Raw genomic sequence first — 19,978 nt, 5'->3', positions numbered from 1 at the left:
TGGGACCGGCGTCCACCGGATGTGAGCCTTGGGCCATGCTCCGGATACCATCGCAGTGACCACCGGTTTCGCCCTCCGGGGCGACCCCGGAGGACCGAGGCCCGACACGAAGCCCGACCTCGTCGGACCTCACCCCCATCGTCAAACCGTCAGGAAGGGGGCCGCTCGCGTGAGTGTGCTCGACGAGATCATCGACGGAGTCCGTGCCGACCTCGCGGAGCGGCAGGCACGCGTCAGCCTCGACGAGCTCAAGGAGCGCGCGGCGAAGGCTCCCGCGGCCAAGGACGGCGTCGCCGCCCTGCGCGGGGACGGCGTCAAGGTGATCTGCGAGGTCAAGCGGTCCAGTCCGTCCAAGGGCGCGCTCGCCGCGATCGCCGACCCGGCGGGGCTCGCCGCGGACTACGAGGCGGGCGGCGCGGCCGTCATCTCCGTCCTGACCGAGCAGCGCCGCTTCGGCGGTTCGCTGGCCGACCTGGAGGCCGTCCGGGCCAGGGTCGACATCCCGGTGCTGCGCAAGGACTTCATCGTCACCTCCTACCAGCTCTGGGAGGCCCGGGCGTACGGCGCCGACCTCGCGCTGCTGATCGTCGCCGCCCTCGACCAGTCGGCCCTGGAGTCGCTGATCGAGCGCGCGGTCTCCATCGGGCTCACCCCGCTCGTCGAGGTGCACGACGAGGACGAGGTCCAGCGGGCGGTGGACGCCGGAGCGAAGGTCATCGGCGTCAACGCGCGCAATCTGAAGACGCTGGAGGTGGACCGCACCACGTTCGAGCGGGTCGCCCCCGAGATCCCCGACACGATCGTCAAGGTCGCCGAGTCCGGCGTCCGCGGACCGCACGACCTGATCGCGTACGCCAACGAGGGCGCCGACGCCGTACTCGTCGGCGAGTCCCTGGTGACCGGGCGCGACCCGAAGACGGCCGTCGCCGACCTGGTGGCGGCGGGCGCACACCCGGCACTGCGGCACGGCCGGGGCTGACCTACCGCTAGGCTTGCCCTCGATGACGCTCCCGCTCACCCTGCCGACCCGGGACCCCTACGCCCGCCTCGCGCGCGGCTGCCGGCCCCGCGGCTGCCGCGCGCCCGCACGCCGTGTGCACGGGCGCCGGGTGCGGTATGTCATCGGCGACGAACCCGGGCAGGTGAACGGACGTCGATGGCAGCGCCCCGAAAGGGGCGCGGAGCAGTTCTGACCATGCGGCTCGGCCGCCTGGGGCCGACCGGCCGCAGCAGGCCCGTGGCCGACCGACAACGACCCGCGCTCCCACGGCGATTGGCATCCACAACTCACCGTGAGGTTTCCGCATGCCCAGCCAGTTCTTCATCCCTGACCCATCCGGGCAGGTCCCCAGCGCCGAGGGCTACTTCGGCGCGTTCGGCGGCAAGTTCATCCCGGAGGCCCTCGTCGCCGCCGTCGACGAGGTGGCCGTCGAGTACGAGAAGGCCAAGGCCGACCCCGAGTTCGCCCGCGAACTCGACGACCTGCTCGTCAACTACACCGGCCGGCCCAGCGCCCTGACCGAGGTCCCGCGCTTCGCCGAACACGCCGGTGGCGCCCGGGTGTTCCTCAAGCGCGAGGACCTGAACCACACCGGGTCCCACAAGATCAACAACGTGCTCGGGCAGGCCCTTCTCACCAAGAGGATGGGCAAGACCCGGGTCATCGCGGAGACCGGCGCCGGCCAGCACGGCGTCGCCACGGCCACCGCCTGCGCCCTGTTCGGGCTCGAGTGCACGATCTACATGGGCGAGATCGACACCCGGCGGCAGGCCCTCAACGTCGCCCGCATGCGCATGCTCGGCGCCGAGGTCATCGCCGTGAAGTCCGGCTCCCGCACCCTCAAGGACGCCATCAACGAGGCGTTCCGCGACTGGGTCGCCAACGTCGACCACACCCACTACCTCTTCGGCACCGTCGCCGGGCCCCACCCCTTCCCGGCCATGGTGCGCGACTTCCACCGCGTCATCGGCGTGGAGGCACGACGGCAGCTCCTCGAGCGCGCCGGACGACTGCCCGACGCCGCCGTCGCCTGCGTCGGCGGCGGCTCCAACGCCATCGGCCTCTTCCACGCCTTCATCCCCGACGAGGGCGTACGCCTCATCGGCTGCGAGCCCGCAGGGCACGGCATCGAGACCGGCGAGCACGCCGCCACCCTCACCGCCGGCGAGCCCGGCATCCTGCACGGCTCCCGGTCCTACGTCCTGCAGGACGACGAAGGCCAGATCACCGAGCCGTACTCCATCTCCGCGGGCCTGGACTACCCGGGCATCGGCCCCGAGCACTCCTACCTCAAGGACAGCGGCCGCGGCGAGTACCGCGCCGTCACCGACGACGCGGCCATGCAGGCCCTGCGCCTGCTGTCCCGCACCGAGGGCATCATCCCGGCCATCGAGAGCGCACACGCCCTCGCCGGGGCCCTCGAGGTCGGCAGGGAGCTCGGCGAGGACGGGCTGATCGTCGTCAACCTGTCCGGGCGCGGCGACAAGGACATGGACACCGCCGCCCGGTACTTCGGCCTGTACGACACCGACGCGTCCGTCGCCGCGGACGCCGACACCGACGCCGCGGAGATCGAGGGGGACGCCCAGTGAGCGGAAACATCCAGCTTCTGACCGACACCCTCGCCGCCGCGAAGGCGGAGGGCCGTTCCGCGCTCATCGCCTACCTGCCGGCCGGCTTCCCGACGGTCGACGGCGGTGTCGCCGCCGTCAAGGCGGCCCTGGACGGCGGCGCCGACGTCGTCGAGGTGGGCCTGCCGCACAGCGACCCCGTCCTCGACGGCCCCGTCATCCAGACCGCCGACGACATCGCCCTGCGCGGCGGCGTCAGGATCGCCGACGTGATGCGCACGGTCCGCGAGGCCTACGAGGCCACCGGCAAGCCGATCCTCGTGATGACGTACTGGAACCCGATCGACCGCTACGGCGTCGAGCGCTTCACCGCCGAGCTCGCCGAGGCGGGCGGCGCGGGCTGCATCTTGCCGGACCTGCCCGTCCAGGAGTCGGCCCTGTGGCGCGAGCACGCCGAGAAGCACGGGCTCGCCACGGTCTTCGTGGTCGCGCCGAGCAGCAAGGACGCACGGCTGGCCGAGATCACCGCGGCGGGCTCCGGCTTCGTCTACGCGGCCTCGCTGATGGGCGTCACCGGCACCCGCGAGACGGTCGGCGCGCAGGCCCAGGACCTGGTCCGGCGCACCCGCGCCACCACCGGCCTGCCGGTCTGCGTCGGCCTGGGCGTCTCCAACGCCGCCCAGGCCGCCGAGGTGGCCGGCTTCGCGGACGGCGTGATCGTCGGCTCGGCGTTCGTCAAGCGGATGCTGGACGCGCCCGACGAGGCGGCGGCCCTGGAGGCGGTACGGACGCTGGCGGGCGAGCTGGCCCGGGGCGTCCGCCGCGAGGCGTGAGCCGACAGCGACAGACCGCTCACTCGAACGAGTGGACCTGAGTCCGGGGAGGCGCGCTGCGCCTCCCCGGTTCGTTCTGCCGGATGTGAGCGAGAAGAACCGTGAAGGAAAGCGCACCGCCCGCGAGCGGCTGGCGGTCGAGCGACAGAAGCAGAAGGCCGCGGAGAAGCGCCGCCGCGCGCTGATCGTGGGCGGCTCGGTCGTCTGTGTCCTGGCGCTGGCGGCGGTGGTGGGCGTCCTGGCGGCGAACTCCGGCAAGAGCAGCAAGAGCGGTGCCTCCGGCCCCGCCATCGCACCCTCGGGGGCGACGGGCAAGGACTCCCTCGCGATCCCCGTCGGCAAGGACTCCGCCAAGTCGACCCTCACGGTGTGGGAGGACTTCCGCTGCCCGGCCTGCCAGGCCTTCGAGACCGCCTACCGCCCCACGCTCCGCCAACTGGTCGACGCCGGGCAGCTCAGAGTCGAGTACCACCTGGTCACGCTCATCGACGGAAACCTGGGCGGCAGCGGCTCCCGCACCGCGGCCAACGCGGCGGCGTGCGCGCAGGACGCCGGAAAGTTCTGGGACTACCACGACGTGCTGTACGAGAACCAGCCCAAGGAGACGCAGGACTCCTACGCGGACGACGCGAAGCTGATCGACCTGTCCGGCAAGGTCCGCGGCCTCGACAGCCCCGACTTCCAGAAGTGCGTCAAGGGCGGCACACACGAGAGCTGGGTGGTGAAGTCGAACACCGCGTTCCAGAACGGCCGCTTCAGCGGTACGCCGACGGTCCTCCTCGACGGCAAGAAGATCTCCGAGGACCGGACCATGACCCCGGCCAAGCTGAAGCAGATGGTCGAGGCGGCGAACAAGTCCTGAGGCCGGGGAGGCCACTGGCGCCCGCGATGCCCCCGGCGTCCGATAGGCCGGGGGAGTCGTACGTTATGGACCCGTAGCCGGGTGGGTTGCCACGCTGTGTGTCCGGCAGGGTAGCGTCGTTCCTGCCATGGAACTTGCCTACATTCCCAGCCCCTCGCGCGGAGTGCTGTACCTCGGCCCCATTCCGCTGCGCGGCTACGCCTTCTGCATCATCATCGGTGTCTTCGTAGCCGTGTGGCTCGGCAACAAACGCTGGGTCGCCCGGGGCGGCCGCGCGGGCACGGTGGCCGACATCGCGGTCTGGGCCGTCCCGTTCGGCCTGGTCGGCGGGCGGCTCTACCACGTGATCACGGACTACGAGCTGTACTTCAGCGAGGGCCGTGACTGGGTGGACGCCTTCAAGGTCTGGCAGGGCGGGCTCGGAATCTGGGGCGCGATCGCGCTCGGCGCGGTCGGTGCGTGGATCGGCTGCCGCCGCCGCGGCATCACGCTTCCCTCGTACGCCGACGCCGTCGCGCCCGGCATCGCCTTCGCGCAGGCGATCGGACGCTGGGGCAACTGGTTCAACCAGGAGCTGTACGGGCGGCCGACGGACCTGCCGTGGGCGCTGCACATCACGTCGTCGACGGACGGGCGGGTGCCGGGGTACTACCACCCGACGTTCCTGTACGAGTCGCTGTGGTGCATCGGGGTCGGGTTCCTGGTGATCTGGGCGGACCGCCGCTTCAAGCTGGGGCACGGGCGGGCGTTCGCGCTCTACGTGGCCGCGTACTGCGTGGGCCGCGGCTGGATCGAGTACATGCGGGTCGACGACGCCCACCACATCCTGGGGCTCAGGCTGAACGACTGGACCGCGATGCTGGTCTTCCTGCTCGCGGTGACGTACATCGTGGTGTCGTCGCGGGCCAGGCCGGGCCGGGAGGCAGTGGTCGAGCCGGGTGCTGCCGACGGCGAGGCCGAGGGGGACAGCGACTCGCAGGAACCGGAGAAGAAGGGCGAGCCCGGGCCCGAGGACGAGAAGCCCACGGCTGCGCAGATCACGGAGGCCGAACAGGCCCCGAAGACCGAACAGGCCACGGCGACCGAAGAGGCCACGGGGGCGGCGGAGGCCGTGCAGGACGAGGCCGGGTCGGCCCAGAAGGGCTGAGGGACGTTCGTACGCTGCCGGGGGCGCCGTATCGCTGGATACGGCGCCCCCGGTGTGTACCCCAGATGTGTACCCCCGGTGTGCGCCCTCGGAGTGTCTCCGGCGCTCAACGCCTCCGGCGGGCCAACGACAGGGTTCTGTGCGCCTCTCGCACCACCGCCGTGTCGATGAAACGGCCGTCGGGAAGGGCCTGGGCGCCCTGGTCCAGGGCGGCGGCCTTCAGGGTCTCCTCCGCCCGGGTGATCTCCTCGGGAGTCGGTGCGTAGGCCCGTTCGATCACCGGGAGCTGGCGGGGATGGATCGCGGCCCGGCCCAGGAAACCGAGCCTGCGGCCGTGTGCGCAGGACGCCGCAAGGCCCTCCAGGTCCCGGGTGTCCGGGTAGATCGACTGTGCCGGCGGCGGCAGCGCGGCCGCCCGGGCCGCCACCACTACCCGCGCCCGCGACCAGTCGAGCCCCGCGTCCTCCCACACCCCGAGGTCGGCCCGGAGATCCGACTCGCCGAGCGCGATGCCCCGCACCGCCGGATGCGCCGACGCGATCGCGAACGCCCGCTCCACCCCCAGGGCCGTCTCCAGCAGGGCGTAGAGGGGGACGACCGAGCCGTCCGCCCGGACGGCACGTCGCGCGGCGCGGACGACGTCCGACGGCGACGTCACCTTCGGCAGGCGCAGACCCGTGACGCCCGCAAGCGCCCTGAGCGCCGTGAGGTCCGCCTCGCCCCACGGGCTGTCCAGCGCGTTCACGCGGACGTGGACCGGAACCGGTGCGCGCTGCGTCAGACGTTCCACCGTCGCCGCCCGCGCGTACGCCTTGCGGTCCGGCGCGACCGCGTCCTCCAGATCGACCAGCACCACGTCCGCCCCGGATGCGAGCGCCTTGCCCACCACCTCCGGGCGGTCCCCGGGCGCGTACAGCAGGGTGAGCGGGGTCACAGCGCGCCCTCCGCCTCGAGCGCGGCGATCTCGGAGGCCGTCAGGCCCAGCTCGGTCAGGACCGCCCGTGTGTCCGCCCCGTGCGGACGACCGGCCCAGCGGATCGCGCCGGGCGTGGCGGAGAGGCGGAACAGGACGTTCTGCATGCGCAGCGGGCCCAGTTCCGGGTCGTCGGGGATCGTGGTGATCGTGCCCAGCGCCGCGTACTGCGGGTCGGTCATCACCTCGCGCACGTCCTGCACCGGTGCGACCGCGGCCTCCGCGTCCTCGAACGCCTTCAGCACCTCCGTGCGGGTCCGGCAGGCGATCCACCCGCCGACGGCCTCGTCGAGGACGTCCGCGTGCCGGGCCCGCTCCTCGCCCGTCGCGAACCACGGCTCCTCGGCCAGGTCCGGGCGGCCGACCAGACGCATCACGCGCTCGGCGACGGACGTGGCGGAGGCCGAGACGGCGACCCAGCCGCCGTCCGCCGTGCGGTAGGTGTTGCGCGGGGCGTTGTTCTGCGAGCGGTTGCCGGTGCGCCCCTGGACGTGGCCCAGTTGGTCGTACCAGATCGGCTGCGGGCCGAGGACCGTGAGGATCGGCTCGATGATCGCCATGTCCACCACCTGCCCCGCCCCGGTGCGCTCCCGGGCCGCGAGTGCCGTCATCACCGCGTACGCCGTCGCCAGGGCCGCGATCGAGTCGGCCAATCCGAACGGCGGAAGCGTCGGCGGCCCGTCCGGCTCACCGGTGATCGCCGCGAAGCCGCTCATCGCCTCCGCCAGCGTGCCGAAGCCGGGCCGGTGCGCGTACGGGCCGAACTGGCCGAACGCGGTCACCCGGGCGAGCACCAGCCGGGGGTTGACGGCCGACAGCTCGTCCCAGCCCAGGGCCCACCGCTCCAGGGTGCCCGGGCGGAAGTTCTCGACGATCACGTCGGCGGTCGCGGCGAGTCGCAGCAGCGCCGTGCGGCCGCCGGGCTTCGACAGGTCCAGGGTCATCGTGCGCTTGTTGCGGCCGAGCAGCTTCCACCACAGTCCCACCCCGTGCTTCGTCGGGCCGTGGCCGCGGGAGGGGTCGGGCCGGACCGGGTGCTCCACCTTGATGACGTCGGCGCCGAAGTCGCCGAGCAGGGTGGCGGTGAGGGGACCGGCGAAGAGGGTCGCGAGGTCGAGGACGCGGAGGCCGGCGAGGGGTGCGGTCATGAGCGGTGGGCCTCCCGGTGGGTGAGGTGGGCCAGGGCGTCGAAACCGACGCCGTTGAAGTCGCCGACGGACGTGGTGAGCCGGTTCTTGAGGGGGGTGGTCCAGCGGTCGGGGAGCGCGGTGGGGTGTCCCGCCAGCAGTCCGGCGATGCTGCCGGCCGTCGCGCCGTTGGAATCGGTGTCCCACCCACCGGAGACCGCACGGCAGACGGATCGGGTGAAGTCCCCGTCGGCGTGGGTGAGGGCGGCGGCGATCAGTGCGGTGTTGGGGACGGCGTGGACCCAGTGGTAGCCGCGGTGGGTGGCGTGCAGTGCGTCGACCACCGCGTCGAAAGAGGGCGTGGAGGCGGCCAGCCGGATGGCGTGGCGGACCGCGCGGGCGAGGCGGGAGGCGGGCGGCACGACCCTGAGGCCGGTGCGCAGACAGTGGTGGACGTCGTGGACGCCGGTGGCCGCCTCGGCGATGGCGGCCGCGGTGAACATGGCCGCGTAGACGCCGTTCGCGGTGTGGGTGAGGGTGGCGTCGCGGTGGGCCTGTTCCGCGGCGGCGGCCGGGTCGCCGGGGTTGGTCCAGCCGTGGACGTCGGCGCGGATGAGGGCGCCGATCCATTCGCGGAAGGGGTTGCGGTGGCGGGCGGTGCGCGGGGGTTCGATGCCGCAGAGGAGGTTGCGGTAGGCGACGCGTTCCGCGGTGAAGGTGCGGGCGGCGGGGAGTTCGTCCAGCCAGAGGCGGGCGACGTCGGCGGTGGTGAAGTGCTTGCCGTGGCGAGCGAGCAACAGCAGGTTCAGCAGGGGGTAGTTGAGGTCGTCGTCCTCGGGCATGCCGTCGATGTTCTCGGCGAGGGAGGTGGCCGCGGAGCGGCGGTTCCAGGGGTAGGCCTCCGACAGTTCTCGTGGGACTCCTCGGGCCGTGAACCAGGTGTTCAGGGGCCAGTTGCCGGTGGCCTCGGCGAGTCGGCGGATGCCGTCCAGGGGGAGCTTCTCCACCGGTTTGCCGAGCAGGCAGCCGGCGGCTCTGCCGAGCCAGGCGGCTTCGAACCGCGCCTCGGTGGGCATTGCCCGGGGGCGGGTTTCGCCCCCCGGCGCGGGCAGGGTGCCTCCCCCGGCGGGGGTGCCCCCGGCGTCCACCGAAGGCCAGTCCGTGCACAGCGCCTTGATCCGGTCCAGCTCCGTCGGCTCGTGGTCCCTCAAGCGGCTCGGCAGGTCCGCCAGTTCGTCCAGCAAGTCCTTCGCCAGCAGGCGCAGGTACGGGGACGCCGGTTCCGGGGACGCGCCGGCGCTGTCGGGAGCCGGTGGGCCGCCCGCCGCCCTCCACCTCGCCGCGATCGTCGACGGCTCCCGGCCGTCCTGTTCCGCCTGGCGGAGTTCGTGGCCGAGGAGGTCCTCCGGCTGGACCCAGGTCAGTCGGAGCACCTCAGCCTCCCAGCGCGGCGAAGGCCGCCTCGTGGGACCGGCGGCGGCGTACGTCCCGGGCGAAGACCTCCCGGGCGACCTCCGTGAGCGTCCGGGCCGGCGCGTGCAGATCGAGGCGGCTCGCCTCCGCGACCGCCTTCGCCCAGTCGGACGGGACCTGCGACCCCAGCGCGCCCGTGACCGCGCCCGCCATCGTGGCGATGGAGTCGCAGTCCCGGCCGTAGTTCACCGAGCCGAGCACCGCGTGACGGTAGTCCCCGCGCGCCACGACCATCATCCCGAGCGCCACGGGGAGTTCCTCGATGGCGTGCAGCCGGGACGGGCGGCGGGCGCCCAGGGACGGGGCGCGGTAGTCGGGGCCGACGGTGTCGTACGGCGCCACCGCCTCGCGCAGCGGTCGCAGCGCCGACTCGTAGTCCGTGTAGCGGGAGGCCGTGTCGCAGACCGTCTCGATCGCGGCGCGCGTCCCGTCCCTGGCCACCGACAGGCACGCGGCCACCACCGAGTCCGGTGTCGCGCCCGGTGCGCAGGCCGCCGCCACCGCCGCCGCGAGCACCCCGGCCGCCTCCCTGCCGTACGACGACTGGTGGGCGCCCGCCACGTCCAGGGCCTCGGCGTACGCGCCCTCGGGATGGGCCGCGTTGACCAGACCGACCGGCGCCATGTACATCGCGGCACCGCAGTTGACGATGTTGCCGACGCCCGCCTCCCGCGGGTCCGCATGGGCGTGGTGAAGCCGTGTCACGAGCCACTTCTCGGCGAGGAAGACGCGGTGCAGCGGGAGTGCCTCCGCCTCCAGCTCAGGGATCCAGCGCGGGTTCGACATGAGGTCCGGGACCAGGTGCTCGGCGATCGCGTACGCGTCGAGGTGGTCGCGGACGGCCGCGTACACCCGTACCAGCGCGTGCGTCATCAACGTGTCGTCGGTGACGTGGCCGTCGCCCTTGTGGTACGGGGCGACGGGGCGGGCCGTGCGCCACGCGTCGCCGTGCCAGGGGCCGACGATCCCGTGCACCCGGCCGCCGTGCCGTTCGACGATCTGCTCGGGGGAGTAGCCCTCGACGGGACCGCCGAGGGCGTCGCCGACGGCGGCGCCGACCAGGGCGCCGGTGATGCGTTCGTCCAGAGGGACCGTCTCGTCAGGAGTGGGCGTCATGCCCGAATCATCCACCGTGGGCCGTCAGTTCCCCCGTCTCCAGGAGTTCGGCGAGGTGTACGAGATCCGTGCCGGTCAGGTGGGGCAGCGCGCAGCCCGCGAGGGTGCGGCAGGCGTCGCGCCAGGAGGGCGGGATCACCGCGCCGCCGCCGAGGGCACCGGTCAGCGCCCCCGCGAGGGCCGGGGCGGAGTCGGCGACCCGCGACAGGCAGGCGGCTGCGGGCACGGCCTCCGTGATCCGCCCGCGGGCCGCCGTCGCCAGGGCGAGCGCGACCGGGACGGTTTCGGCCGCCGCGACGCCGTAGCTGTAGACGTGGTCGACGATCTGGTGTTCCAGCAGGGGGACGGCGCAGAAGGCCCCCTTGCCGCCGTGGACCAGTTTCAGTGCGTGCCGGGCGTTGCGGCCGATCTCGGTGGACTCCGGGAGCTCGGCCAGCGCGGCCGTCACGCAGAGGTCGAGCGGCTCCCCGGACAGGGCGAGCGAGAGGGCCGCGGCCATGGCGCGGGCGCCGTGCACACCGTCGCCGTCCTGGGTGTAACGGGCGTCGAACTCGGCCAGTTCGGCGGCGAGTTGGGGCTCGCCGGGGTGGGCCACGGCGAGCGCGCAGGCCCGTACGCAGGCCGCGTCGTCGAAGTAGTGCGGGTTGTCGTGACCGGTGGCGGGCGGACGCAGCCCGGTGGCGAGGTTGCCGAGGCCCGCGCGGACGGAGATGCGGGCGCGCAACGGCACGGCGGCCGGCCTCGCCCCGGGAGCACGGTCGGGCGCGGCGGCCGCGGCGGCGAGGTCGGTCCAGGACCGGTCGAGGGCGGCACGCAGTGCGTACTGCCGGTCGAGGGCGACGGGCGTTTCGCGCTGCCGGTCGAGAGCGACGGGTGTTTCGCGTCGCCGGTCGAGGGCGGCGGGTGTTTCGCGCTGCCGGTCGAGGGCGGCGGGCATTCCGCGCTGCCGGTCGAGGGCGTCGAGCGCGCCGGTGTCCCGGGCGCGCAGCAGAGCCTCGGCCGTGAACGCCGCCCACTCGGCGTCGTCCGACGGCCCGAGCCGCAGGGGCTCCGGCGACTGGTTGAGGGCGATCGGCACGGGCAGCGTGGTGGTCGCGTTCTGCTCGGCGAAGGCGTCCAGCTCCCGGGTCAGCCGCCGGGTCCACTCGGGCATCCGCGCGGCCCGGTGCCGGGCGGCGGGCCACCCGGCGGCATCGCCGACGGCGAGCCCGAGCAGCAGACCCTCGATCCGCCGCGGCCCGCTCACGGCTCCCCCTCCGTCCGGTCGCAGACCACCGCACCGAGCGGCGCCCGTGCGTCACGCCGCAGGGTCCCCTCTCCCTCGCCGCCAAGCCCTACGACTCCCCGTCCCCGTACGCCCCACCCCGCCTCCCGGATCCCCGCGCCCTCCGCCCCCCGCCGCGCCCCGTCCCCGGGGGTCAGCAGCTCCGCCACGTCCAGTACGTGGTGCCCGGCCACCGACGGCAGGCAGCTCCCCCGTGCCGGTCCGATCTCCGCCGCCCACTCCCGGGGGATCGCCGAGATCCCGCGCGTCGCGCCCGCCAGGGCGCCCGCGACCGCGGCCGTGGTGTCGGCGTCGCGGCCCATGTTGACCGCGGTGAGCACCGACTCCCGGAAGTCGCCGGAAGCCGCCAGGTACGCGCCGAACGCCAGAGCGACCGCCTCCGGTGCGAGGTCCGCCCAGGGGTATCCGTCGATCACCACCGCGGAGCGGACCGCACGGGGTCCCCGGTGGGCCACGGCGACCGCGCGGCGCAGCGAGCGCGCGGTCCACGAGTCCTCGGGGACCACCCCGAGCGCCGCGGTCACCACGGCGCTCGCCGACGCACCGGCCATCGCCGCCGCGACGCCGGCCGCGACCGCCCGGCCGCCGTGGATGCCCTCCCCCTCGTGGCTCACCGAGCCGTCGATCGCCACCAGCCGCGCCGCCTCCGCCGGGCGACCCGCCGCGAAGACCCCGAAGGGCGCCGCGCGCATGGCGAGACCGTCGCTCCAGGCGTGCCGGTGCTGCGCCGAGACGGGAGCGGCAAGGCCCCGGCGCAGGTTTTCCAGCGTCCCGCGCTCGCTGAAGCCCGCCCCCCGGAACGGCCCCTCGTCCCGGTTCGCGATCCACTCGTGCCAGGCCGCCTCCACGTGCGCCACGGTGAGCGCCGAGCCGTGCCGGGCCAGCAGCAGCCCCGAGAAGATGGCGTACTCGGTGTCGTCCGTGCCGCACGGACGCTCGGTGACGAAACCCGTGATGCCGCCCCAGCGCGCGCGGATCTCGGACGGGTCCAGGTTCTCGGCGGGTGCCCCCAGCGCGTCTCCGACGGCGAGGCCGAGCAACGCGCCGCGCGCCCGCTCCCGGGGACCGGGGGCGTCGTCGGGCGCCGGTGACGGGGGACTGCAGGCGATGGCCATACGGTGCCTCTTCTCTCGGGCGCCCCCTGTGCGGATCTGTCCCCCCGGAACCGCCGTCCCGAGCCTCGTACGGGACAGCATCACCCGTCCGGCATCTGAGCGCCTCTCCACACGAATGAGCGAGAAACGGCAAAAGTGCAGGTTAGCCGAGCCTTTCCTTGCTGGCGGGACGGAAATTCAAGGCGTAGGTTCTGTGTTGTCGAAAGATAGAACTTGTCCAAACTGAGCTTTGCCTAAGCTTCCCTGGGGGACCGCATGGCCATCATCGAGACCGAGGCGACGCTGCACGAGGCGCACCGGGACAACCACACCCACCGGGACGTCAACGGTGGCTGGCTGCGCCCGGCCGTCTTCGGTGCGATGGACGGGCTGGTGTCCAACCTGGCCCTGATGACAGGCGTCGCGGGCGGTTCCGTGAGCCAGCAGACCATCATCATCACAGGTCTGGCGGGTCTGGCCGCCGGGGCCTTCTCCATGGCCGCCGGGGAGTACACCTCCGTCGCCTCGCAGCGGGAGCTGGTCGAGGCGGAGCTCGACGTCGAGCGGCGCGAACTGAGGAAGCACCCGGAGGACGAGGAGAAGGAGCTGGCCGCCCTGTACGAGGCCCGGGGTGTCGAGCCCGCCCTGGCCCGTGAGGTCGCCAGGCAGCTCTCCCGCGACCCCGAGCAGGCCCTCGAGATACACGCCCGCGAGGAACTCGGCATCGACCCCGGCGACCTGCCCTCCCCGTTGGTGGCCGCCGTCTCCAGCTTCGGGTCCTTCGCCCTCGGCGCCCTGCTGCCCCTCCTGCCCTACCTGCTCGGCGCCCACGCGCTGTGGCCGGCCGTTCTCCTCGCCCTCCTCGGGCTGTTCGCGTGCGGCGCGGTCGTGGCCAAGGTGACCGCGCGAAGCTGGTGGTACAGCGGGCTGCGGCAGCTCGCCCTCGGTGGCGCCGCGGCGGGTGTGACGTACGTCCTGGGCACTTTGTTCGGTACGGCCGTACGATAGCGGCGGGCTATTTATGCGAGGGACCGCATAAATAGTTGTTACTCCACGGTTTCGCTCGCTTGACGAGCGGGCATGAGCCGTAAGCGCCGCGGGCAATGACGCCTGCTCCGCACCCCTCACGGTGGGCGATGTTGCCCTCCGCACCCGGCCCGACGGACACTGATCTGTCCGCTTGTGCCCCCTCTACTTCATCGCCGTGCGTGGAACCCGCGCCACGCAGGCGATGTCCGCATGTTGGAACGGTCTATCCCGGTTCCCGAGAACCGCTCCATCATGTAACCTGCACGAAATTTTGACTCTTCGCAGAGGGCCAACGTCGTCCCTCGGCACCTGCACATGCCACATGACGACGACGGGAGAGCCGATGCGTACGCCGCGCCAGCCGTCCCAGCACTCCGCGAATGGCCAGAACTGGTCCTTCATGGATGCTCGCCCTGCTGCGCAGGGTATGTACGACCCCCGCAACGAGCACGACGCCTGTGGCGTCGGCTTCGTGGCCACCCTCACCGGCGAGGCGAGCCATGCGCTGGTCGAGCAGGCGCTCACGGTTCTGCGCAACCTGGAACACCGCGGTGCCACCGGCTCCGAGCCCGACTCGGGTGACGGCGCCGGCATCCTCTCCCAGGTGCCCGACGCCTTCTTCCGCGAGGTGGCCGGATTCGAGCTGCCCGAGGCGGGTGCCTACGCCGTCGGCATCGCCTTCCTGCCCGTGGACGACACCACCGAGGCCGTCTCGAAGATCGAGACGTTCGCCGCCGAAGAGGGCCTGACCGTCCTGGGCTGGCGCGAGGTCCCGGTCGCCCCCGAACTGCTCGGCGCCACCGCGCGCTCCACGATGCCGGCCTTCCGCCAGCTCTTCGTCACGGACGGGGCGAGCAAGGGCATCGACCTCGACCGCAAGGCGTTCGTGCTGCGCAAGCGCGCCGAGCGCGAGGCCGGCGTGTACTTCCCGTCGCTGTCCGCGCGCACGATCGTCTACAAGGGCATGCTGACCACCGGCCAGCTCGAGCCCTTCTTCCCGGACCTGTCCGACCGCCGCTTCGCCACCGCCATCGCGCTGGTCCACTCGCGGTTCTCCACGAACACCTTCCCGAGCTGGCCGCTCGCCCACCCGTACCGCTTCGTCGCGCACAACGGCGAGATCAACACGGTCAAGGGCAACCGCAACTGGATGCGCGCCCGCGAGTCGCAGCTCGTCTCCGACCTGTTCGGCCCGCAGGAGAAGCTGGAGCGGATCTTCCCGATCTGCACGCCGGACGCCTCCGACTCCGCGTCCTTCGACGAGGTGCTCGAGCTGCTGCACCTCGGCGGCCGCTCCCTGCCGCACTCCGTGCTGATGATGATCCCGGAGGCGTGGGAGAACCACGACTCCATGGACCCGGCCCGGCGCGCCTTCTACCAGTACCACTCCACGATGATGGAGCCCTGGGACGGCCCGGCCACCGTCACCTTCACCGACGGCGTCCAGGTCGGCGCCGTGCTCGACCGCAACGGCCTGCGCCCGGGCCGCTACTGGGTGACCGACGAGGGCCTCGTCGTGCTCGCCTCCGAGGTTGGCGTCCTGGACATCGACCCGGCCAAGGTCGTCCGCAAGGGCCGCCTGCAGCCCGGCCGCATGTTCCTCGTGGACACCGCCGAGCACCGCATCATCGAGGACGACGAGATCAAGGCGGCCCTCGCCGCCGAGCAGCCGTACGCCGAATGGCTGGAGGCCGGCGAGATCGAGCTGGGCGACCTGCCCGAGCGCGAGCACATCGTGCACACCCACGCCTCGGTCACCCGCCGCCAGCAGACCTTCGGCTACACCGAGGAGGAGCTGCGCGTCATCCTCGCGCCGATGGCGAAGACCGGCGCCGAGCCGATCGGCTCCATGGGCACCGACTCGCCCATCGCCGCGCTGAGCGAGCGTCCGCGCCTGCTCTTCGACTACTTCACCCAGCTCTTCGCCCAGGTCACCAACCCGCCGCTGGACGCGATCCGCGAGGAGCTGGTCACCTCCCTGCGTTCCTCGCTGGGCCCCCAGGGCAACCTGCTCGAGCCGACCGCGGCCTCCTGCCGCAGCGTCGTGCTGCCCTTCCCAGTGATCGACAACGACGAGCTGGCCAAGCTCATCCACATCAACGCCGACGGCGACATGCCCGGCTTCAAGGCCGCCACCCTCTCCGGCCTGTACCGGGTGCACGGCGGTGGCGACGCCCTCGCCGCGCGCCTCGCGGAGATCTGCGCCGAGGCCGACGCGGCCATCGAGAACGGCGCCCGCCTGATCGTCCTCTCCGACCGCCACTCGGACGCCGAGCACGCGCCGATCCCGTCGCTGCTGCTCACCGCGGCCGTCCACCACCACCTCATCCGCACCAAGCAGCGCACCCAGGTGGGCCTGCTGGTCGAGGCCGGCGACGTCCGCGAGGTCCACCACGTCGCCCTGCTCATCGGCTACGGCGCCGCCGCCGTCAACCCGTACCTGGCGATGGAGTCCGTCGAGGACCTGGTCCGCGCGGGCACGTTCCTGCCGGGCGTCGAGCCCGAGAAGGCCATCCGCAACCTGATCTACGCCCTCGGCAAGGGCGTGCTGAAGGTCATGTCCAAGATGGGTATCTCCACCGTCGCCTCCTACCGCGGCGCCCAGGTCTTCGAGGCCGTCGGCCTGGACGAGGACTTCGTCGAGCAGTACTTCAACGGCACGGCCACCAAGATCGGCGGCGTCGGCATCGACGTCATCGCCCAGGAGGTCGCCGCCCGCCACGCCAAGGCCTACCCGGCCTCCGGCATCGCTCCCGCGCACCGCGCGCTGGAGATCGGCGGCGAGTACCAGTGGCGCCGCGAGGGCGAACCGCACCTGTTCGACCCGGAGACGGTCTTCCGCCTCCAGCACTCCACGCGCACCGGCCGGTACGACATCTTCAAGAAGTACACGGCCCGTGTGAACGAGCAGTCCGAGCGCCTGATGACGCTGCGCGGCCTGTTCGGCTTCAAGTCGGACCGGGGGCCGATCCCGATCGAGGAGGTCGAGCCGGTCTCGTCGATCGTCAAGCGGTTCTCCACGGGCGCCATGTCGTACGGCTCCATCTCCCAGGAGGCGCACGAGACCCTCGCCATCGCCATGAACCAGCTCGGCGGCAAGTCCAACACCGGTGAGGGCGGCGAGGACCCGGAGCGCCTGTACGACCCGGCGCGCCGCTCGGCGATCAAGCAGGTGGCCTCCGGCCGCTTCGGTGTCACGAGCGAGTACCTGGTCAACGCGGACGACATCCAGATCAAGATGGCCCAGGGCGCCAAGCCCGGTGAGGGCGGCCAGCTCCCCGGCCACAAGGTCTACCCGTGGGTGGCCAAGACCCGGCACTCGACGCCGGGCGTGGGACTCATCTCTCCGCCGCCGCACCACGACATCTACTCCATCGAGGACCTGGCGCAGCTCATCCACGACCTGAAGAACGCGAACCCGCAGGCGCGGATTCACGTCAAGCTGGTCTCCGAGGTCGGCGTCGGCACGGTCGCCGCGGGTGTCTCCAAGGCGCACGCGGACGTCGTCCTGATCTCCGGCCACGACGGCGGCACCGGCGCCTCGCCGCTGACGTCGCTGAAGCACGCGGGCGGTCCCTGGGAGCTCGGCCTCGCCGAGACCCAGCAGACCCTGCTGCTCAACGGCCTGCGCGACCGGATCGTGGTCCAGACGGACGGCCAGCTCAAGACCGGCCGTGACGTGGTCATCGCCGCGCTGCTCGGCGCCGAGGAGTTCGGTTTCGCGACCGCTCCGCTCGTCGTCTCCGGCTGCGTGATGATGCGCGTCTGCCACCTGGACACCTGCCCGGTCGGCATCGCCACCCAGAACCCGGTGCTGCGCGAGCGGTTCTCCGGCAAGGCCGAGTTCGTCGTGAACTTCTTCCAGTTCATCGCGGAGGAGGTCCGCGAGCTGCTGGCCGAGCTGGGCTTCCGCTCCATCGAGGAGGCCGTCGGCCACGCCGAGGTCCTCGACGTGACCCGCGCGGTCGACCACTGGAAGGCGCAGGGCCTGGACCTGGAGCCGCTGTTCCACGTGCCCGAGCTGCCCGAGGGCGCGGTGCGCCACCAGGTGATCGCGCAGGACCACGGTCTGGAGAAGGCGCTCGACAACGAGCTGATCAAGCTCGCCGCCGACGCGCTGTCCGCGGACTCGGCCGCCGACGCCCAGCCGGTGCGCGCCCAGGTCGCGATCCGCAACATCAACCGCACGGTCGGCACCATGCTCGGCCACGAGGTGACGAAGAAGTTCGGCGGTGCAGGACTGCCCGACGACACCATCGACATCACCTTCACCGGCTCCGCCGGTCAGTCCTTCGGCGCCTTCGTGCCGCGCGGTGTCACCCTGCGGCTGGAGGGCGACGCCAACGACTACGTCGGCAAGGGCCTCTCCGGCGGCCGGATCGTCGTCCGCCCGGACCGCGCGGCCGACCACCTCGCCGAGTACAGCGTCATCGCGGGCAACACCCTCGCCTACGGCGCCACCGGCGGCGAGATGTTCCTGCGGGGCAAGGTCGGCGAGCGGTTCTGCGTCCGCAACTCCGGCGCGCTGGTCGTCGCGGAGGGCGTGGGCGACCACGGCTGCGAGTACATGACCGGTGGCCACGCGGTGGTCCTCGGCGAGACGGGCCGCAACTTCGCGGCCGGTATGTCGGGCGGTGTCGCGTACGTCATCGACCTGGACCGCGACAACGTCAACGCCGGCAACCTGGGGGCCGTCGAGGCCCTGGACGACGCCGACAGGCAGTGGCTGCACGACGTGGTGCGCCGCCACCAGGAGGAGACCGGCTCGACCGTGGCCGAGAAGCTCCTCGCCGAGTGGGACACGGCCGTGACCCGCTTCAGCAAGATCATTCCCAGCACGTACAAGGCAGTGCTCGCCGCCAAGGACGCCGCCGAGCGAGCCGGTCTGACCGAGACCGAGACCCACGAGAAGATGATGGAGGCGGCGACCAATGGCTGATCCCAAGGGCTTCCTGAACCACGGCCGCGAGGTCGCCAAGTCCCGCCCCGTGGAGGAGCGCGTCCGGGACTGGAACGAGGTCTACGTCCCCGGCTCCCTGCTGCCGATCATCAGCAAGCAGGCCAGCCGGTGCATGGACTGCGGCATCCCGTTCTGCCACAACGGCTGTCCGCTCGGGAACCTGATCCCCGAGTGGAACGACTACGCCTACCGCGAGGACTGGACGGCCGCCTCGGAGCGGCTGCACGCCACGAACAACTTCCCGGAGTTCACGGGCCGCCTGTGCCCCGCTCCGTGCGAGTCGGCGTGCGTGCTCGGCATCAACCAGCCGCCGGTCACCATCAAGAACGTCGAGGTCTCGATCATCGACAAGGCGTGGGACAGCGGTGACGTCAAGCCGCAGGCCCCGGAGCGCCTGTCGGGCAAGACGGTCGCGGTCATCGGCTCGGGCCCGGCCGGTCTGGCCGCCGCCCAGCAGCTCACGCGGGCGGGCCACACCGTCGCCGTCTACGAGCGCGCGGACCGCATCGGCGGCCTCCTCCGCTACGGCATCCCCGAGTTCAAGATGGAGAAGCGGCACATCAACCGCCGTATCGAGCAGATGCGCGCGGAGGGCACCCGCTTCCGTACGGGCATCGAGATCGGCCGCGACCTCAAGGCGTCCGACCTGCGCAAGCGGTACGACGCGATCGTGATCGCCGCGGGCGCCACCACCGCCCGCGACCTGCCGGTCCCCGGCCGTGAGCTCAAGGGCATCTACCAGGCGATGGAGTACCTGCCCCTGGCCAACAAGGTCCAGGAGGGCGACTACGTCACCTCCCCGATCTCCGCCGAGGGCAAGCACGTGGTCGTGATCGGCGGCGGTGACACGGGCGCGGACTGTGTGGGCACGGCCCACCGCCAGGGCGCGGCCTCGGTCACCCAGCTGGAGATCATGCCCCGCCCGAACGACGAGCGGCACCCGACGAACCAGCCCTGGCCCACCTTCCCGATCCTCTACAAGGTCACCTCGGCCCACGAGGAGGGCGGCGAGCGGATCTACTCCGCCTCGACGACCCACTTCGAGGGCGACGAGGACGGCAACGTGCAGTGGCTGCACCTGGCCGAGGTCGAGTTCGTGGACGGCAAGCTGACCCAGAAGCCGGGCACGGAGCGGAAGATCCCGGCCCAGATGGTCACCCTCGCCATGGGCTTCACCGGCACCGACCAGCAGAACGGCCTGGTCGAGCAGCTCGGTCTGGCACTGGACGAGCGCGGCAACATCGCGCGCGACGCCGACTTCCAGACGAACGTGCCGGGCGTGTTCGTGGCCGGTGACGCGGGCCGCGGCCAGTCGCTGATCGTGTGGGCGATCGCCGAGGGCCGCTCGGCCGCCCGGGGCGTCGACCGCTACCTCACCGGCGCCAGCGACCTGCCGGCCCCGATCCGGCCGACGGACCGCGCGCTGACGGTCTGACGGCCCCTCACCGAAAACGTCCCGTACAAAGGCGTACGGGCTGGTGTCTGGGGGGTATCCCCCCAGGCCCCCC

Annotated in this window: 15 protein-coding genes; 9 read left to right on the top strand and 6 right to left on the bottom strand. The window is 72.3% G+C overall.

Going from position 1 to position 19,978, the window contains the following annotated elements; genetic code table 11:
• Nucleotides 1-169: 169 nt before the first annotated feature.
• The 6 genes from trpC (at nucleotide 170) to lgt (ending at nucleotide 5,413) form a co-directional block, all read left to right on the top strand.
• Nucleotides 170-979, top strand: coding sequence for an indole-3-glycerol phosphate synthase TrpC (gene trpC / locus ACZ4SW_RS06370; protein ID WP_468238662.1), 810 nt, complete (start codon nucleotides 170-172; stop codon nucleotides 977-979).
• Between the two features lie 22 nt (nucleotides 980-1,001).
• Nucleotides 1,002-1,193 carry a tryptophan biosynthesis modulator TrpM gene (gene trpM / locus ACZ4SW_RS06365; protein ID WP_468238660.1) on the top strand — a complete coding sequence of 64 codons (192 nt, stop codon included), beginning with the start codon at nucleotides 1,002-1,004 and terminating at the stop codon, nucleotides 1,191-1,193.
• A 112-nt stretch (nucleotides 1,194-1,305) separates the two neighbouring features.
• A complete protein-coding gene (gene trpB, locus ACZ4SW_RS06360) occupies nucleotides 1,306-2,592 on the top strand; it encodes a tryptophan synthase subunit beta (RefSeq protein ID WP_468238658.1) in 1,287 nt (428 codons plus the stop codon).
• Nucleotides 2,589-3,404, top strand: coding sequence for a tryptophan synthase subunit alpha (trpA, locus tag ACZ4SW_RS06355; protein ID WP_468238656.1), 816 nt, complete (start codon nucleotides 2,589-2,591; stop codon nucleotides 3,402-3,404). Before trpB ends, trpA begins: the two co-directional genes overlap by 4 nt.
• Nucleotides 3,405-3,489: 85 nt before the next feature.
• Nucleotides 3,490-4,266 carry a DsbA family protein gene (locus ACZ4SW_RS06350; RefSeq protein ID WP_468238654.1) on the top strand — a complete coding sequence of 259 codons (777 nt, stop codon included), beginning with the start codon at nucleotides 3,490-3,492 and terminating at the stop codon, nucleotides 4,264-4,266.
• Between the two features lie 127 nt (nucleotides 4,267-4,393).
• On the top strand, nucleotides 4,394-5,413 hold the full coding sequence (gene lgt, locus ACZ4SW_RS06345) for a prolipoprotein diacylglyceryl transferase (protein ID WP_468238652.1): 1,020 nt from the start codon (nucleotides 4,394-4,396) through the stop codon (nucleotides 5,411-5,413).
• 106 nt (nucleotides 5,414-5,519) lie between these two features.
• Here the strand turns inward: lgt and ACZ4SW_RS06340 are convergent, their stop codons facing one another.
• Genes ACZ4SW_RS06340 through ACZ4SW_RS06315 form a run of 6 tightly spaced genes read right to left on the bottom strand, consistent with a single transcriptional unit; the run spans nucleotide 5,520 to nucleotide 12,502 of the window.
• A complete protein-coding gene (locus ACZ4SW_RS06340; protein ID WP_468238649.1) occupies nucleotides 5,520-6,347 on the bottom strand; it encodes an HpcH/HpaI aldolase/citrate lyase family protein in 828 nt (275 codons plus the stop codon).
• Nucleotides 6,344-7,534, bottom strand: coding sequence for a CaiB/BaiF CoA transferase family protein (locus ACZ4SW_RS06335; RefSeq protein WP_468238648.1), 1,191 nt, complete (start codon nucleotides 7,532-7,534; stop codon nucleotides 6,344-6,346). Before ACZ4SW_RS06335 ends, ACZ4SW_RS06340 begins: the two co-directional genes overlap by 4 nt.
• Nucleotides 7,531-8,946, bottom strand: coding sequence for an ADP-ribosylglycohydrolase family protein (locus ACZ4SW_RS06330; protein WP_468238646.1), 1,416 nt, complete (start codon nucleotides 8,944-8,946; stop codon nucleotides 7,531-7,533). Before ACZ4SW_RS06330 ends, ACZ4SW_RS06335 begins: the two co-directional genes overlap by 4 nt.
• Nucleotide 8,947: 1 nt before the next feature.
• On the bottom strand, nucleotides 8,948-10,102 hold the full coding sequence (locus tag ACZ4SW_RS06325; RefSeq protein WP_468238643.1) for an ADP-ribosylglycohydrolase family protein: 1,155 nt from the start codon (nucleotides 10,100-10,102) through the stop codon (nucleotides 8,948-8,950).
• Nucleotides 10,103-10,109: 7 nt separating this feature from the next.
• Complete coding sequence (locus tag ACZ4SW_RS06320) at nucleotides 10,110-11,372, bottom strand: ADP-ribosylglycohydrolase family protein (RefSeq protein WP_468239403.1); 1,263 nt, start codon at nucleotides 11,370-11,372, stop codon at nucleotides 10,110-10,112.
• Nucleotides 11,345-12,502, bottom strand: a complete 1,158-nt coding sequence (locus tag ACZ4SW_RS06315; protein ID WP_468238641.1) for an ADP-ribosylglycohydrolase family protein — start codon at nucleotides 12,500-12,502, stop codon at nucleotides 11,345-11,347. Before ACZ4SW_RS06315 ends, ACZ4SW_RS06320 begins: the two co-directional genes overlap by 28 nt.
• Before the next feature lie 255 nt (nucleotides 12,503-12,757).
• Between ACZ4SW_RS06315 and ACZ4SW_RS06310 the strand changes: the two genes are divergently transcribed.
• From ACZ4SW_RS06310 to ACZ4SW_RS06300, 3 genes are all read left to right on the top strand, one after another.
• A complete protein-coding gene (locus ACZ4SW_RS06310) occupies nucleotides 12,758-13,489 on the top strand; it encodes a VIT1/CCC1 transporter family protein (protein ID WP_468238639.1) in 732 nt (243 codons plus the stop codon).
• 364 nt (nucleotides 13,490-13,853) lie between these two features.
• Complete coding sequence (gene gltB / locus ACZ4SW_RS06305; protein WP_468239400.1) at nucleotides 13,854-18,449, top strand: glutamate synthase large subunit; 4,596 nt, start codon at nucleotides 13,854-13,856, stop codon at nucleotides 18,447-18,449.
• On the top strand, nucleotides 18,442-19,905 hold the full coding sequence (locus ACZ4SW_RS06300; RefSeq protein WP_468238637.1) for a glutamate synthase subunit beta: 1,464 nt from the start codon (nucleotides 18,442-18,444) through the stop codon (nucleotides 19,903-19,905). The genes gltB and ACZ4SW_RS06300 overlap by 8 nt, the downstream gene beginning before the upstream one ends.
• Nucleotides 19,906-19,978 lie beyond the last annotated feature (73 nt).

The sequence above is a fragment of the Streptomyces sp. NPDC028331 genome (assembly GCF_055565775.1).
The sequence above is the reverse complement of the archived record's forward strand: the minus strand, read 5'-3'. Positions and strand labels throughout refer to the sequence as shown.